We start from the raw sequence: 16,203 nt of genomic DNA on the forward strand, positions 1-16,203 counted from the left end.
ACTATTTCAATATAAATTGAATCATTTTTCAAATGAACATATAAAATAATAAATCATCCTCCTTATCTATCAGGATGATTTTTTTTATTGTAAGAGGAAATAGACATAAATCAGACAATCTCACTGCATTTATTTGGATAATTATTGTAATATACTAAAAGAACGTATTTTTTGTCTCATTTTTTTTTTAGAAAATAGAAATCGTTTTCAAAATTTGGGATTTCTATCAGAAGGCTAAATGATTAGGAGGAGTTTCATATGCTAAAAGAAGCAATTTATCATCGACCAAAAAACAATTTTGCCTATGCTTATAACCAGCAAACCTTACATATCCGAATTCATACGAAGAAAAATGATATAAAGGAAGTCCATCTACATTTTCAAGATCCTTTTAAGGGAGATAGCGTTGGCTTAGGTCATACTCAAAAACCAATGAAAAAAATGGGATCGAATCAATTGTTTGATTATTGGCAGGTTGAGGTTACCCCTCCACACCGAAGAGTAGAATATTATTTTGAATTCATTGATCATGATCCAAACTTCAAACCCCAGTATTATTCAGAAAGAGGATTTTTCGAGGATCAGGAAAAGGTTCATAGCCTGTTTAGATTTCCATTTATTAATCCAGTTGATGTGTTAACAGCACCTGAATGGGTCAAAGAAACCGTTTGGTATCAAATTTTCCCTGAAAGGTTTGCCAATGGGAATTCGGCAAGGAACCCTGAAAACACCTTGGAATGGGGAAGCGCAGAGCCAACACCAGAGAATTATTTTGGAGGAGATTTAGACGGAGTTATCGAGCACTTAGATCATTTGACTGAGCTTGGGGTAACGGGAATCTATTTCAATCCTATTTTTAAAGCAATGACAAATCATAAATATGATACCATTGATTATTTACAGATTGACCCTCACTTTGGCGAAAAGGAAACCCTGAAAAAATTAGTTAGTGAATGCCATGATAGAGGGATTCGTGTCATGTTGGATGCCGTATTTAATCACTGCGGGTTTTATTTTGAACCATTTCAAGATGTTTTAAAACACGGGGAGAAATCAAAATATAAGGATTGGTTCCATATTCACGAGTTTCCGGTTCGAACAGAGCCACTTCCTAATTATGATACCTTTTCATTCACCCATATGATGCCAAAATTCAATACTGAAAATGATGAGGTCAAAGATTACTTATTGGGTGTCGCCCGTTATTGGATCGAGGAATGTGATATTGATGGTTGGAGATTAGATGTTTCTAATGAAGTGGATCACGCCTTCTGGAGGGAATTTAGAAAGGTTGTAAAAAATGCCAAATCTGACGTATATATTCTAGGGGAAATTTGGAATGATTCCATGCCATGGCTTCAAGGAGACCAATTTGATGCCGTCATGAACTATCCATTTACCGATCTCACCTTGGATTTACTTGCGAAAGAAAGGATCAGCATTCAAGAATACAAAGATGGAATCGAAGAATTACTGTATAAATACCCGCTCAATGTGAATGAAGTAGCCTTTAATCTATTAGGGAGTCATGATACCCCTCGAATGCTAACCATCGCAAAAGGGAATAAAGAGAAACTGAAACAACTCTTCCTCACTCTCTTAACCTTCTCTGGTAGCCCATGTATTTATTATGGCGATGAAATTGGGATGGATGGTGAATTAGATCCAGGCTGCCGGAAATGTATGGTTTGGGATAAGGAAATGCAGGATCGGGAAATTCTTGAGTTTGTAAAGCATTTAATATCTTTAAGAAAAAATAATAAAGCATTGTCACATGGGGTATTAATTTTCCGTGAGGAGGCAAATGTTTTAGTGTACGATAAAACCTTCAATAATGAGAAATTCACCATAGTGATTAATCCATCTGCTGAAGCTGCACGAATCGATTTAGATATGAGCCATATGGAGCTTCTTCTTGGAAATGGATTGCTAGATGGTGAAATTCCTGGTAATGGGTATTTATTATTAAAAGAGAAAAAATAAAAATACTAGTAACATCAGGATAAACTATAAAAAAGCCGTCTATCGTGAACGAATCCCAATGATCATGCTTAAAGGGAGATACCGTTCAACTATAGACGGCTTTTATGCACGTTTTTTGAATTTTCCACTTAGAGGATTTTTAAATTTTGACTGTCGGATCGATTGATTAACAACTTCAGAAAAGACAAGTCCAATTGCTATTGCACCTGAAATCATAAAAGCCCTTGCAGCAAGATTGATCGCGATACTATAATTATTTTCTACAAAATTCCGCATCGCATCATAGGCAAGACCTCCCGGCACAAGCGGTATGACACCGGCAACACTAAAAATAATAACAGGAGTTTTATACAGCTTTGAAAAGATTTGACTGATTACCGCAACGGAAAATGATGCTGCTAATGAAGCAACCACTGAATCTATCCCATTAACCACCATTAAGATATAAATAATCCAACCAAACATTCCAACAAAACCACATTTAATAAGCGAAGACTTTGGGGTATTAAAAATGACTCCAAAAGCACTTGTTGCAATGAAGCTTGTGATTAACTGTTCGAAAACCATCATCCTATCCACCTCCATCTTTAAAAGAAAGTTAATACAACAGCAATCCCCGCACCGATGGCAAAAGCAGTTAAAAACGCCTCAGCCCCTTTTGATAGACCCGAAACGAAATGGCCTGCCATTAAATCCCTCACAGCATTAGTGATGAGCAACCCTGGAACTAGCGGCATAACTGAACCAATAATAATTTTATCTAGCTCGGTACCCCAACCAATTTTTACAAAAAGAAAGGCCAGAAAACCTATAAGAAAAGAGGATAAAAATTCCGAGAAGAATTTTATTGGGACAAGTCGATGGAAATTTTGCTGACTAAGGAGGCCGACACCACCGCTCATAAAGGCAGGGATAAAATCATACCAGCCACCTTGAAACATAATGACAAAACAGCCACTAGAGATGGCTGCAGCTAATATTTGAATGTACAACGGAAACTGCAGCTTTGCCTTTTCTACTTCCTTTAATGCTTCATAGGCTTCCTCTAAGGTAAGTCCTTTGCTATGTATATTTCTTGAAATGCTATTTACTATTGTTACCTTTTCCAAATCCGTCGTCCGATTGGTGATCCTAAGTAGCCTCGTCTTAGTTTCTCCCATTCCTTCGATGGAAAAGATAATCGCGGTTGGAGTCACATAACTATGAGACTGACCGACACCAAACCCGCGCGCAATCCACATCATCGTATCTTCCACTCTATAGGTCTCTGCCCCGCTTTGAAGCATAATCTTCCCAGCAAGAAGGCAGACATCCATCACATCATTTGCTAACTTCACATGGTCTTCCATCATACATCTCTCCAACATTCAAAAACTATGTCTTTCCAAAAGGCGAATTAGTTTTTTAGATTTAGCTAAAAAATAGACTTACCTATATATAAAAATTGCTAAAAAGCCATAAATTCTAATTTTAATGGGCAATGTCCAATTATTATTTATTAAAATAGTTGCTAGGTAGCAGATTTATTCGCGAAATACTAAATTTATTCGCGAGATCTCGAAAAAATTCGCGAATTATTCCAATTTATTCGCGAAAATGTGTTTTTTATTCGCGATTTCAAAATCTATTCGCGAAAGTTCCCTTTTATTCGCGATTTCTTCTAATTATTCGCGAACAATTCAAATTTTTCACGAAAGTCCCCCTTTATTCGCGAAAGTACACGCTTCATACTAAACCAGGAACAATTCAATTACTGTCCCTAAAAGCAACAACGCTGAAGTCATTGTAGTTGATAATCCAACCACTTTCAATGAATATAAAAGAATTTGTTAAATAAAAGAAATTTCCTGCAATTTCTACATTTTGCACATAAAAAGTAAAAAGACCCATTTCCTGAGTCCCCTTACCATTCTCGTTTCCATATGCGTTTATTCTCTATTCGATCTGTTAATCCAATTTCATCTAGCTTTTCTAAAAATGGAATCAGCCATCTTCTCGACAATTCTACTGCAGCCTTTGCCTCGCTCACTTCAAACTCTACACTTGTTCCTTTTCGCAATTTTCGAACAGTCTCCTGAAAAATAGCACCATCCCAAAAGTAATCCCCCTCTAGTTTCACAATGAACCCTTGCTCCTCTAACAATCGGGTCAAATCCAAAAATAATTCCTTCGGCAGGCCTGCTTCATTAAAATACTCCTGGAATTTGCGAACCTTAATGCCATCTCTTATTAAACATTGAAGCATCCCTTCCACTCGTTTTTGCCAACCTTTTGGTACATGTGAAGTAAAGTCACTAAGATACACAAATTGTTCCTTTTGAGAAAAGACTCCTTTCGTTTTTCCTTCCTCTATTACATATTCTAATAAGGTCTTTGGGTAGGTGCTTCGCATCGTCTGCAACAATTCCGCCTTATTTAATCCTATTTTCAATGGAGCTTCCGAATGAAAGTCCATCAAGCGTTCCCGAATTTCATCCTCCAAGCGGGAAATAATTTTTACTAATGTAAAATTCCCATCACTGTATTCCAGAAATTCATCTGCTTCCAACTCTTTTGCCAAATTGGCATCATCAAGCGCTGTCTTTTTACTCAACTCAGCCAAATTCATACTTTTTTCCTCTAATAATAAAGAAACTATTCGTTCTTTCGCAGTCCCTTCCTTCTTCTTTTGTAGTTCTTCTACTGTATTTTGGCCAAAGCGATGCTTCTCACCAGAAGGATCGATTACCCATCCACCACCTATTGTTTCTTGTGGACTTGGTCGTCTAATGATGAAACGGTCACCGCGACTTACTACAATATCCTCTTCAAGACGGAGTTGGCAAAGGATTTCACCGTCTTTTTCCTTTGCTTCGTTTCGGTCAAAGAAAACAATTCTCCCCATCACTTCTGAGGTCCCAATATGACATTTCATTGGCATTCTTTGCTTTACTAAATAACCTAAATTTTTTATTAGAGAAAGTGAAACGTCAATCGTACGTGTAACATGAAACCGGTCTGAAGAAACAGCGACATTTCCACGTTCAATTTCCTCTTTTGCAACTCCACCTAAATTGATTGCAACCCGCTGACCTGCAAAAGCCTTTATAGCAGACTTATGATGAGTTTGAATTTGCCTTGCTCTTGTTTCTATTCCCTTTGGCAGAATTTTAAGGAGCTGACCCTCTTCAACTATTCCTTCATAGACGGTTCCACGAACGATTGTTCCTTGACCTTTAATTGTAAAAACTTGATCAATTGGAAGGCGGAAATCCCCTTTAGTTTCACGAGGTTCAGATTCCTTTAATTTATGTATGATCATTTGCTTTAATTCTTCTGTCCCTTTATGGGAAAGACTGTCAACCATAACTACAGGGGCATCTTCAAAAACGGACCCATGAAGTTCATCATTTATTTCCTCTTTTACTAAGTCAAGAAGCTCTTCTTCTACTCGATCTATTTTTGTAACTGCTATTATGCCATTCTTGATTCCTAGAAAACCTAGTATTTCTATATGCTCCTTCGTTTGTGGCATCACACCTTCATCAGCAGCAACAACCAAAACCACTAAATCAATCCCTGCCACTCCAGCAATCATTTGCCTAATAAAACGCTCATGCCCAGGAACATCAACAAGGGATATTTGAATCTCCTCATCTTCGTACAAAGGGGCAAATCCAAGTTCAATGGAGATTTGTCGTTCCTTTTCCTCTTTTAATCGATCTGTATCTACATTTGTTAATGCTTTAGTTAATGTAGTCTTTCCATGGTCAATATGTCCGGCCATTCCTATTGTGAAATATCTTTTGGTCATGCATTCCACCTGCTTCTTCACACAATTTTCCTACTCACCTTCTATTATAGACAAAAAATATAGCAGTGGAATTTAATAAATCCCGCTGCTATTATTGATTGGATATCTGTTCGAATAAAACTATTTAATGACAAACTCTGTTTGGCTATAGCCCTCTTTAGTCTTTTTCACTTCTAAAATAGCTGGTATTGAATTTTTCAAGTCTTGAACATGGGAGATAACGCCAATCATGCGACCAGATTGCTGTAAGTCAATTAAAGTATCAATTGCTTTATTTAAGGATTCTTCGTCTAAAGAACCAAATCCTTCATCGATAAACATGGTATCAATGGAAACTCCACCTTGAAAGCTCTGAATGACATCTGCCAATCCAAGTGCGAGGCTTAAGGAAGCATTAAACTTCTCCCCACCGGATAAGGTCTTTACATCCCGAGTTTGTCCAGTGTAAGAATCGAATACATCAAGGCCAAGACCACTTTGTCTTCCACGAGACTCTTGACGTTCACTACGTTCCAATATAAATTGCCCATTTGATAGATGCTTTAATCTCTCGTTAGCAGCAATGATGATTTGTTCAAGATACTCGATTTGCAAATACCGTTCAAAGGATATTTTACTGCCATTTTGACCTCTAACCATGTCGTATAAATCAGTTAATCTATTCATTTGCTTCTCTAATTCTGACACTATTTCTTCCGTATCAAGAATTTTTATTCTTAACTCGATCGCCTTATTTTGATAACCTTCCGAATCGCTTAATGCTTTTAAAGCAAGATCGCGCTCATTCTTTAATTGTGTCAATTCACTAGTTAATAGTTCTAAATTCGCCTTTGTCTTATCCTTCAATTCCTCTTTAAGCTCGGTAATTTGTTGCTTCAATGTTTCAATATTTTTCTTAAATTCCTCAATTGAGATCTTTAACTTCTCACGAGCACCATCTGACATTTTTGCAGATAAATAATCTTCTTCTGAGACAAATTGTGCTCTTTGTAATTCCGTTGTGAACTGGGTTACTGAACGTTCCTTTTTCTCTGTACTTTCTTTTAATTGGACTTGGGCACTGGAATAATAAGCAGTTGCTTTTGTTTCTTCTTCCTTTGAGTCTTGTAACTGCTTTTGGGCGATATTCCAATCTTTCTCAAGCTTTTCCTTTCGGTTTTGCGCTTCAGTCATTTTTCGCTGTAATGTTGTAAAATTACGTATATCCTCAGGAATCCGACCAATCTTCTCATCATAAATCGCTTTTTCTTTGACAAAGTGAGTTAGCCTTTCTTGATAATTAGAGGAAATCTGTTCCCTTGTCGCTTCAGATTGCTTTAGTTCTTTTTCCGTTGATTCAAGAGTCCCTTTTAAGGTAGTTAGCTTTTCCTTTTCTAATAATAAATCGTCTACTTCTTTCCTAAGCTCTTTTCCCTCATGAACCATACGAAGGTAGATTTGCTCCGCCTCTTCCACCTGAAATCCTTTTTCGATTAGTTTTTGGGCACATGACTCAAGCTGTTCTGAATTAGACTTTAATCTAGCTGCCGCTTCACGAAATAAACTATATGATTTGTCAAATCGCTTTTTAGCCTCTTCTAGTTCTTCTTTAGAAGGAACCCTATCTTGTCCGTCTGCTTTATGAGGATGATCGATACTGCCACATACTGGACAAGGCCCTCCATCATGCAAATGCATGGCAAGAATACTTGCTTGACCACTTATCCATGATTCCTCTAGCTTGTCGTATTGTTCCTTCACAACCACATAATGACTTTGCTTCTCTGAATAATCTTGTTCGAGTTTTATTTGTGCTTGGTGAAATTTCCGATATTCCTGAACAACTGCTACCTGTTCTCTCAATTCATTTAAGGTTTGCTGCTTATTTGGTAGTTCGTCGACCAGCTTCTCAATCCTTTTTATTTCATTGGAAAGCTTGTCTATTTCCATATTTTTAGCCTCGATATTTCTACCGATAGCCAGTAGGTTATTAGATAGTTTCTGGACCTCATCTTCTAGTTTCGATAGCTCGGAATTCTTACTCTCTATCTCTTGAACGATTGGCACGTACTCCTTCAAGCGGTCAAGAGTCCGGACACTTTCCTCCCTTTCCTCTTTTCTGTTCTCCTCTTGTTCAAATAAGGCTTGCGCTATCCCAAGCTGCTCCCTTGCCTTATTTAGAGATATTTCTGCCCCATGTAAGGCTTGCTTTTTTGACCGTTCATCTACTCGCCATTCGTTCACCTGATTTTCATAGGCGACAATAATACTCGCACGTTCCGCTTTTTCATATTGCTTTTCCTTTTCGTTAAAGGTTGGAACCTGTAATGATAATTCTTGGAACCTATACTCCTTTTGTTCTAAATCTAGGAAACGGTCATTTATCGCCTTAGCCTGATGGTAGTTTTCAAGCTTTTGATTATAGGCCCCCTCAGCATCCTCTGAACGTTTCTTATTTTCCATCATTTCTATTTTGTAAAAATCAGCTTCAACATCCAAGCCGTCAATAATTTGATTGGTATTATATTCAGATTGTGAAAACACTTTAGTCAGCTTTGAATTCTCCCGAATAGGAAGAGTGGCTTGAATATCTTCTATATAACGATCCCTCATTTGCTTTTCGCTTTTCCACTCTTCTTCGGCTTCTCTTTTACGATCGCGTAGTCGTTCACTAATCCATTTATATGGTTCTGTTTTAAAAATCTTACGTAGGATCTCTTCTTTATTTTCTGTCTGCGATGTTAAGAGCTTTCGAAACTCACCTTGTGGAAGCATGACAATTTGTCTAAACTGATCCTGAGTTAATCCTACAATCTCTTCTACCTTTTTATTAATCTCAGAAACAATTTGTCGGTCAACACAAGGAAGCTCACCCTCAACTGTTTTTTCATAAAATTCATATTGTTCCCCTGTCGCACTTTTATTGCCTTTTTTCACATGGGGAAGCTGCCTTCTAATCCGGTAGTTCTTTCCGTTAAGCTCAAACTCAAGCTCTACTGAAGTATGGACCTCATCATCAGCAAAATCACTGCGCATCATCTTCGAATCATTGCGGTCCTCTCCACTGGCAGAACCGTAAAGAGCAAAACATATTGCATCAAAAATCGTTGTCTTCCCAGCACCCGTGTTTCCAGAGATAACAAAAATACGATTATCTTTAAGTTCAGTAAAATCGATAACTTCACGATTCTTGTATGGTCCGAAAGCAGAAATTGTTAGTTTAAGCGGTCTCATCGGTTACTCTCCTTCTCCCCTTGATTTGCTGTAACAGCGACCCGTTCTTTCGAAGGAATTGGTGATTGTTCACTATCCTTTTGTAATAGCTCCTGAAGAACCTCTAAAAAGATCGTTTCGGTTTCTTTCGTCGGTACCGTACCTTTTACTTCTTGATAAAAGGCTTTAAATAAGGATAAATCGTCCATCTTTGTTCGCGCTACCCTTTCAATCTTCTCTCCACCATTTATTTGTGGGGCCTGAATAACACGTTCAACATGCATGGCGTTTGGATAAACGGATCGAATTTTCTCCATGGGCATGAGAACTGGAGTTTCATCAAGCAATCGAACAAATACATAATCTTCGTTTACAGGGTGTTTTAATATCTCATCAATTTTCCCTTCAACCGTTCTCATATCTCGAATAGGGGTTAATAGACGCTTTTCTAATGTAACCTTTCCATCGGCATTGATTTCCACGATAATGAATCCCTTTTTATGCTTTTCCTCTGAGATCGAATATTTTAGTGGTGACCCTGAATATTGGATGGTTTCATTCAATACAAAATGGGCTTGATGTAAGTGTCCTAAAGCCGTATAGTGGAACTCTTCAAAGTGACCTGCACTCACTTGCTCAGTCCCACCAATTGAGAGCGGGCGTTCAGAATCGCTTGTATTTTCCTCTTTTTCGCCGGTTTGAGTGACAAATGCATGTCCAACAAAAACATGACGAGCATTCGGATCCATATTCGCCCTGATTATATCCGTCATTTTTTTCATTGCATCATTATGAGTCTTTATATTATCGTCTTCAAATATATGCCGAATCACACTAGGGTCTGCATATGGTACTAAATGAAAATGCACCTCCCCATACTCATCATTCAGCACAATTGGTTTTAGGGATTCAGAAATCCTGCCAATCATATGATAGCCTTTTGACTTCATGATTCTACTGCCAAAGTGAAGGCGACTAGGGCTATCATGGTTCCCTGCAATAGCCAGCACAGGCGTGTTCAATTCCAAAACAATTTTCTCTAACACATCGTCTAACAGGTTTACAGCCTCAGTTGGCGGTACGCCTCGGTCATACAAGTCCCCTGCAATAATCACTGCATCTGGCTTTTCCTCTTCAATCGCTTTAACAAATTCCTGAAGAACATGTTTCTGATCCTCAGTCATATACACATTTTGAACTAGCTTCCCTAAATGCCAGTCTGCGGTATGGAAAAACTTCATTGAACTTCTTCCCTTCTTTATTTACTGTTTTATTTAGATTGTTTGGTTATTTATATTAATTGGAACAACTTAATTGTTGTTGAACTAAAACGTTGATTTATCTAATGTTTTATTAACATAGTCTTCTAATCTATCATAAAATACTTTTAGCTATTAATAAAATAGAAATAATGGAAAATGGGTGGAAGGTAGTTTTCGCCGTGGATGCCTTTTAATAGATGACAAGGAATTTACTTCATACACAAAAACAGCCCAACCGATGGCTGAGCTGTCATATTAGTCAATGATTATTTTTTTGTTACGTTAGCAGCTTGTGGTCCACGAGCACCTTCAACAACTTCAAAAGATACTTCTTGACCTTCTTCTAATGTTTTGAAACCTTCAGATTGGATTGCAGAGTAATGTACAAATACATCGTTTCCGTCTTCTGCTTCGATGAAACCGAAACCTTTCTCAGCATTGAACCATTTAACTTTACCGTTTTTCATAAAAAAAATCCTCCTATTGGCCAATCCTAGCCATGTGAAAATTAACCATTTACAACGCATAGCATTTATCACATTACTCTTCCAAACTTTGTTTTTAACTTGGAACAAGAACCTTGCAAAAACGTAACACGATGCATAACGGCTACTTAAAATTTAGCATGAACATCATGGTATGTCAAGAAAAGACATCCTCCATTTCCAAGATAATCCAACCGTTTTATCCCCCTTTTTACAATCAAAAAGGCATTCCATTTTTCACTTTGGAATACCTTTTCTCGATTATCTTTTTGATTTTGTTTGACTTGGCTTTGGTTGTTCTTCTTGTATAACTCCATTTAATTTTACACGATTATATTTGCTCTGGTTGTCCCCTATACTTGGAGCAACATTTGCCATTGGAAGCTGTTCTAATTCCTTCCCCCTTGGCATCGGCATTCACCTCCTACACTTAATATGTGTTACACCCTCTGTTATGATGAATCGAAAATACTACTATTAAGTGCTAAGAAGGAAAAGTTCAGTACTGCACATCAAAAAAGTCTCTCCTTGTGGAAAGACTTCTTCATCACCGAGTATATTGTTTGCTTATGTTGAATGATAGGTTGCTATTTCCTCCAAGTGGTTTTCACCCCAAGGTAAATATTGAGGAAAGGAAATAATAAACGTTGTCCCTTTTCCTTGTTGACTGTTCGTTTTAATGATTCCGTTCATTGCCCTTATGATGCTATAAGAAACCATTAATCCAAGACCCGTTCCTGACCCTTTCTTTGTTGTAAAAAATGGTTCACCTAACCTTGCTATCTCTCTTTCCGTCATTCCCTTCCCAGTATCAGTAATTAAAATATCAAGATAGGTACTATCCATACTTGTTTTTATCGATAATCTTCCACCAGATGGCATTGCTTCAATACTATTTTTAATAATATTGATAAAACATTGATGAAACTTATTTTTATCTCCCTGAATAATGCCAATTGGACCATAGGAAGTTTCTATATGAATTGCATTCATGTTGCATAGTGGCTCTAGCACCTTTAATACGTGGTCAAGCTCACGGTGAATATCCATTTCTTCAATATGCTCTAACGACGGTTTAGCAAATGTTAAGTAGTCTTGAATAACCTTTTCTGCTCGATCCAGTTCTTTAATGGAAATATTAACGTATTCTCTAGTTTTCGTTTGCAATTGTCCGTCTTCCCCAATTAATTGGAGAAAACCCTTAACTGCAGTTATTGGATTACGAATTTCGTGTGAAAATGCGGCTCCCATATGACTTACGGCTTCAAGCTTTTGAGTTTCATATACTTGATCCCTAATCATCATATTTCGCTTAATAGATTCAAAAGTGAAAGCAATAATTGCGGTCCCTACTGTCGGAACAATGATCATAACTGCCCACACATCCATCCTTTGAATCGGTTCACCTAAAAGTACATATACAATCATAAATAATATCGGTGTTATCAAAGCAAGCATGACTGAAATATTTATTCTCATTTTCAATGATCTTTTAAAAAATGACGGATGAATCATTTGAACAGTGAGGGCCAAGAATAAATAAATCCCTAAAGTAATCCAAAATCCATGATCAATACTTAAGAATGCGCGAATGATGATAATTAAGAAAGCAATAGGAATCCCTATCCCAAAGTATAGTCCACCTAAGATTAATGGAATCTCCCGTAAGTCAACTCTAATCTGATGACTGATTTCCTTAGAAAATAATAAACATAATAGCACTGCAATAAAGAAATATACGAACATACCCTTTTTTGTTACAGGTCTTGAAACTTGACGTTCTATACCTATTTGGACAAATAACAGCAGAACCAGTAATAGGGATAGATTAAAAAGCAAATGCCTTACTAATTCCATACTTGTCACCATCCATCCTTCGATATCTAAATGTTACAATTTTTTGTCCAATACGACAAGTTTTTTCGATTTTTTGTTGAAATATGTTGAAAAATGGAAGGAAGCCTATTTTAATAATCAAATGTATATCTTTGTAAAACGTTTTTTACTATATTCCCTTATAACAGAATTTTTAAAAATATAAAAATTTTGTAAATTTCATTCCCATTCTGTATGTTATACTATATGAAAATAATTATGGGATTAGCGTAAATAAGGTTTGCTGCTAATGGAGGGTGAGATATGACTAATAAAAAAATAACATTAAAAGATTTAAAAGCTGAAGAAAAGGCAGCGCGAAAAAATCTCATTGTTGATACAGCAATACGTTTATTTAGCAATCGGCCATTAAAAGAAGTTGGCATAAGAGATATTGCAAAAGAAGCAGGAATCTCACCTGCCTTGATTTATCGCTACTTTTCAGATCAAGATGAGCTTCTTTTGGAAGCAATTAATAGAGAAACCGGCCAAATGATCCATCATTTCCTCCTTAAAGTAGATGAACTTAATGAAAATAGTTTAATTGAGGTCGCAAAGGAGTTCGTCCGCTATTTATTCCAACACGACCATTTCTTTAGAATGATGACCCATTTCATGATGGATCGAACAATTAAAAGGGAGAAACTAGAAAAATTCGACCAACATATTCGAAATTTATTAGAAATATTTGATGGTTTGTTTCTCCGAGCAGGTGCAAGCCAGCCAAGATTATATTCACATGCCCTTTTTGCTAGTTTAAATGGAATTCTTATCACCTACAGACACTATCCTGGTAAAGATGAGAGGGATGTGGAAAAACAGATTATGAAATTAACTGAAGTGATTGGCACTCTCTTTTCGCAAATTAATGAGTAGGTCAATAATTATTTATCCAATTATATAACCAACCAAATCATTTCACTTTTTGGAAAAGCATACTATTAATGAGGTGAAGACATGATTCTTGTAAGCTCCTGCCTAGCAGGATTAAAGGTTAGATATGACGGTGGAGACTGTTTCAATCAACGAATTCAGCAGCTGATTGAACAAAAAAAGGCTGTTTCTGTTTGTCCAGAAGTACTAGGTGGTCTCCCAACTCCAAGAGTACCAGCTGAAATTATCGGTGGAGATGGCGATGATGTCATCAATGAAAAGGCAAAGGTATTCGACCAAAACGGAAAGGATGTTACAGAAATGTTTTTGAAAGGAGCCTATGCAGCCCTTGATAAAGCAAAGGAAATTGGTGCAACCATGGTAATTCTTAAGGAAAATAGTCCTTCATGTGGGAGTTCTTTCATTTATAACGGAAAATTTAATGGCAAGAAAATTGCCGGAAGTGGGGTCACGGCTGCTTTACTTAGAAAAAATGGAATTAAAGTTATTTCCGAAAAGGAGTTTTTATATAGCGATATTTTATAAAATGACTGGGCAATCTTAAAAAGTTCTAGGACATACAAAAGCTTGACTTTTAAGTTTATCACTTGTTATGTTCCTTTCATTGTTTTATATCTTATTAGATAATCAAAAGCCTGATAAATCAACGTTTATCAGGCTTTGAATTTGTTGCGATATGCTCTTATTGGAGTTACAAAGAAAAATATGGCATCCCCCCAAAACAACTTAAGTATAAGTGAGTGATAATTCAATATTATTTAATGGACTAGGAACCTGTACCATGATGGCGGTGCGGAAACACCTCATGATTTCCAACTTTGCGTACATTTAAGAAATAGCCTAGGAGTAATTCCATCGCTCCTATGACTAAAAATGTTGGCTGCAACCAGCTTATCCACCCAATCCAGAATACTTGAATAGATATCCAAATAATCATGATAATTCCTAGAATGATAGTGGATATCCCCGAGTATCGAAAATTTTTGAAGGCAAAAATGGCACCAATTAAACTACCAATACCGTTAAGAATTAATAGAAAAATACCTGGGATTAAGAAGCTTTCAAATGGGGAATTTTCTAATATTTCCACTGACATCCCCAGTCCTGAGCCACTTGAATCAATGATAAATCCTCCGCCAGCGGCAACAGCTCCTATTCCAACAAAAGATAGGAGAATCCCCGTTCCATACGGCAAAAGCTTCATTTTGTTCATGAACCCACCCTCTTTTCGAATAGATAATACGTAAAAAAATAAACTGAAACATTTGGATTAGCTTTCTTACTTATATTATATACCGAAAAGAGTTTACTATATCCGAATAATGTGTTAAATAATTATCATATTTAATCTTAATAAAATACCTTATGAATAAGTATTTTCATAGTTTTCTTTATACAGGAACACCATTTAATAGAACTGATACTAATCGATCCATTCCAAGTTGAATTTTTTCTGGGGATGGATGACTATAGTTTAGTCGAAACGTATTGTTTACTGGATTTGTTGCATAAAATTGGACACCTGGAACAAACGCAACCCCATTTTTAACAGCTTCTGATAGCAAAGTTGTCGTATTTAAATCGTCTTGCCCCTTCACCCATAAGAACATTCCACCTTTCGGCTCTTTCCATGTAAAGGTACCTGGCTTTAACTTTTTCAAATAGTCCTGCATAATCATCATTCTGCTGTAATATTCTTTTCTCAATTGCTTAATATGACTCTCCAAATCAAAATCTCTCAATAAGTAATACAATGCTTGTTGGTCAATGGAACTTGAATGTAAATCAACCATTTGCTTCGCTTGTGACATCATTGCGATTACTTCCCGTGGACCAGTAATCCAACCCGTTCTCAAGGCAGGTACTACAGTTTTTGAAAAGGTACTCGTATATAATACATGGGTCTGCTCCTTATCAAAGGATGCAATAGGATGATAATCTGTCGATTCATCAAATTTTATTTCTCCATATGGATCATCTTCTAATACCAGAACATTATATTTATAGCATAGTTCTAGTAGATTTTTTCTACGATCTTCACTCCATGCCTTTCCGTCTGGATTTGAGAATGTTGGAATGACATAAATGAATTTCGGATGATGCTTCTTAATCTTCTCTTCCAAATCTTCAGGATCCATTCCATCTTCATCTCCATTTACAGCAACAACAGATGCTCCAAATGAACGGAATACTTGTAATGCAGACAAGTATGTAGGATTTTCGGTTAACACAACATCTCCATGGGATATCATAATTCGTGATAAAAGATAGATGGCTTGTTGTGAGCCAGTGGTTACAAGAATGTTATCAGGGTTTGATGGAATCCCTTTTTCATTCATCCTTGATGAAATACTCTCTCTTAAAGGTTTAAATCCTTCTGTTAACCCATATTGCATAGAGGCGTTTCCTGATGCTAATACTTTTTCATATGCTGATTGGACAGCCGCGACAGGGAACAATTCTTCACATGGAAGCCCTCCTGCAAAAGAAATGACATTCCCTTGTTGAATCACATTTAAGATTTCTCTAACGGCAGATGATTCGAAGGTTTTTGTTCGGTCAGCAAATGAATAATCCATATAAGGTCCCTTCCTTTTCTTCTTACATAGCTGCAAACATTAATATTGCTCGCTTGTTTAATATTGTTTATATATCATATACATACTTTTATGAAATTTCAATTGATTTTACAAAAGATTTCGAAAATTTTCTTAAAAAT

13 protein-coding genes are annotated in these 16,203 nt (G+C 36.6%); 3 read left to right on the forward strand and 10 right to left on the reverse strand.

Annotated features, from left to right (window positions below):
- Positions 1 to 258 precede the first annotated feature (258 nt).
- Positions 259 to 1,983, forward strand: coding sequence for a glycoside hydrolase family 13 protein (locus BQ6100_RS05280; protein ID WP_075980676.1), 1,725 nt, complete (start codon positions 259 to 261; stop codon positions 1,981 to 1,983).
- Between the two features lie 102 nt (positions 1,984 to 2,085).
- Here the strand turns inward: BQ6100_RS05280 and BQ6100_RS05285 are convergent, their stop codons facing one another.
- The 8 genes from BQ6100_RS05285 to BQ6100_RS05315 form a co-directional block, all read right to left on the reverse strand.
- Positions 2,086 to 2,553: a threonine/serine exporter family protein gene (locus tag BQ6100_RS05285; protein WP_075980677.1), complete on the reverse strand. Its 468-nt coding sequence runs from the start codon at positions 2,551 to 2,553 to the stop codon at positions 2,086 to 2,088.
- 17 nt (positions 2,554 to 2,570) lie between these two features.
- Positions 2,571 to 3,332: a threonine/serine exporter family protein gene (locus BQ6100_RS05290; RefSeq protein ID WP_097677900.1), complete on the reverse strand. Its 762-nt coding sequence runs from the start codon at positions 3,330 to 3,332 to the stop codon at positions 2,571 to 2,573.
- A 554-nt stretch (positions 3,333 to 3,886) separates the two neighbouring features.
- Entirely contained in the window at positions 3,887 to 5,776 is a 1,890-nt protein-coding gene (selB, locus tag BQ6100_RS05295; RefSeq protein WP_075980679.1) for a selenocysteine-specific translation elongation factor, read from the reverse strand.
- 120 nt (positions 5,777 to 5,896) lie between these two features.
- Positions 5,897 to 8,989 (reverse strand): AAA family ATPase, encoded by a 3,093-nt coding sequence (locus BQ6100_RS05300; protein WP_075980680.1) that lies wholly within the window; start codon positions 8,987 to 8,989, stop codon positions 5,897 to 5,899.
- Positions 8,986 to 10,209: an exonuclease SbcCD subunit D gene (locus BQ6100_RS05305; RefSeq protein ID WP_075980681.1), complete on the reverse strand. Its 1,224-nt coding sequence runs from the start codon at positions 10,207 to 10,209 to the stop codon at positions 8,986 to 8,988. Before BQ6100_RS05305 ends, BQ6100_RS05300 begins: the two co-directional genes overlap by 4 nt.
- Before the next feature lie 287 nt (positions 10,210 to 10,496).
- Positions 10,497 to 10,697: a cold-shock protein gene (locus tag BQ6100_RS05310; RefSeq protein ID WP_075980682.1), complete on the reverse strand. Its 201-nt coding sequence runs from the start codon at positions 10,695 to 10,697 to the stop codon at positions 10,497 to 10,499.
- Positions 10,698 to 10,976: 279 nt separating this feature from the next.
- Positions 10,977 to 11,126, reverse strand: coding sequence for a hypothetical protein (locus tag BQ6100_RS21420; RefSeq protein ID WP_173719813.1), 150 nt, complete (start codon positions 11,124 to 11,126; stop codon positions 10,977 to 10,979).
- Between the two features lie 156 nt (positions 11,127 to 11,282).
- Complete coding sequence (locus BQ6100_RS05315; RefSeq protein WP_075980683.1) at positions 11,283 to 12,572, reverse strand: sensor histidine kinase; 1,290 nt, start codon at positions 12,570 to 12,572, stop codon at positions 11,283 to 11,285.
- Between the two features lie 282 nt (positions 12,573 to 12,854).
- On the opposite strand from BQ6100_RS05315, the gene BQ6100_RS05320 reads away from it, so the two are divergent.
- Together BQ6100_RS05320 and BQ6100_RS05325 are read left to right on the forward strand one after the other, a co-directional pair.
- Positions 12,855 to 13,466, forward strand: coding sequence for a TetR/AcrR family transcriptional regulator (locus BQ6100_RS05320; RefSeq protein WP_075980684.1), 612 nt, complete (start codon positions 12,855 to 12,857; stop codon positions 13,464 to 13,466).
- 81 nt (positions 13,467 to 13,547) lie between these two features.
- On the forward strand, positions 13,548 to 14,009 hold the full coding sequence (locus BQ6100_RS05325; RefSeq protein WP_075980685.1) for a DUF523 domain-containing protein: 462 nt from the start codon (positions 13,548 to 13,550) through the stop codon (positions 14,007 to 14,009).
- 241 nt (positions 14,010 to 14,250) lie between these two features.
- Here BQ6100_RS05325 and BQ6100_RS05330 read toward each other — a convergent pair whose 3' ends face one another.
- A complete protein-coding gene (locus BQ6100_RS05330; RefSeq protein ID WP_075980686.1) occupies positions 14,251 to 14,697 on the reverse strand; it encodes a hypothetical protein in 447 nt (148 codons plus the stop codon).
- A 178-nt stretch (positions 14,698 to 14,875) separates the two neighbouring features.
- Positions 14,876 to 16,063 (reverse strand): aminotransferase-like domain-containing protein, encoded by a 1,188-nt coding sequence (locus BQ6100_RS05335; protein WP_075980687.1) that lies wholly within the window; start codon positions 16,061 to 16,063, stop codon positions 14,876 to 14,878.
- Positions 16,064 to 16,203: the final 140 nt, after the last annotated feature.

Source organism: Bacillus massilinigeriensis (genome assembly GCF_900117315.1).
GTDB classification, from domain to species: domain Bacteria; phylum Bacillota; class Bacilli; order Bacillales; family Cytobacillaceae; genus Bacillus_BE; species Bacillus_BE massilionigeriensis.

Excerpts from the sequence above, each read along its gene's own strand:
- BQ6100_RS05280 (WP_075980676.1), top strand. The coding sequence starts at position 259 with ATGCTAAAAGAAGCAATTTATCATCGACCAAAAAACAATTTTGCCTAT.
- BQ6100_RS05285 (WP_075980677.1), bottom strand. The coding sequence starts at position 2,553 with ATGATGGTTTTCGAACAGTTAATCACAAGCTTCATTGCAACAAGTGCT.
- BQ6100_RS05290 (WP_097677900.1), bottom strand. The coding sequence starts at position 3,332 with ATGGAAGACCATGTGAAGTTAGCAAATGATGTGATGGATGTCTGCCTT.
- selB (WP_075980679.1), bottom strand. The coding sequence starts at position 5,776 with ATGACCAAAAGATATTTCACAATAGGAATGGCCGGACATATTGACCAT.
- BQ6100_RS05300 (WP_075980680.1), bottom strand. The coding sequence starts at position 8,989 with ATGAGACCGCTTAAACTAACAATTTCTGCTTTCGGACCATACAAGAAT.
- BQ6100_RS05305 (WP_075980681.1), bottom strand. The coding sequence starts at position 10,209 with ATGAAGTTTTTCCATACCGCAGACTGGCATTTAGGGAAGCTAGTTCAA.
- BQ6100_RS05310 (WP_075980682.1), bottom strand. The coding sequence starts at position 10,697 with ATGAAAAACGGTAAAGTTAAATGGTTCAATGCTGAGAAAGGTTTCGGT.
- BQ6100_RS21420 (WP_173719813.1), bottom strand. The coding sequence starts at position 11,126 with ATGCCAAGGGGGAAGGAATTAGAACAGCTTCCAATGGCAAATGTTGCT.
- BQ6100_RS05315 (WP_075980683.1), bottom strand. The coding sequence starts at position 12,572 with ATGGAATTAGTAAGGCATTTGCTTTTTAATCTATCCCTATTACTGGTT.
- BQ6100_RS05320 (WP_075980684.1), top strand. The coding sequence starts at position 12,855 with ATGACTAATAAAAAAATAACATTAAAAGATTTAAAAGCTGAAGAAAAG.
- BQ6100_RS05325 (WP_075980685.1), top strand. The coding sequence starts at position 13,548 with ATGATTCTTGTAAGCTCCTGCCTAGCAGGATTAAAGGTTAGATATGAC.
- BQ6100_RS05330 (WP_075980686.1), bottom strand. The coding sequence starts at position 14,697 with ATGAACAAAATGAAGCTTTTGCCGTATGGAACGGGGATTCTCCTATCT.
- BQ6100_RS05335 (WP_075980687.1), bottom strand. The coding sequence starts at position 16,063 with ATGGATTATTCATTTGCTGACCGAACAAAAACCTTCGAATCATCTGCC.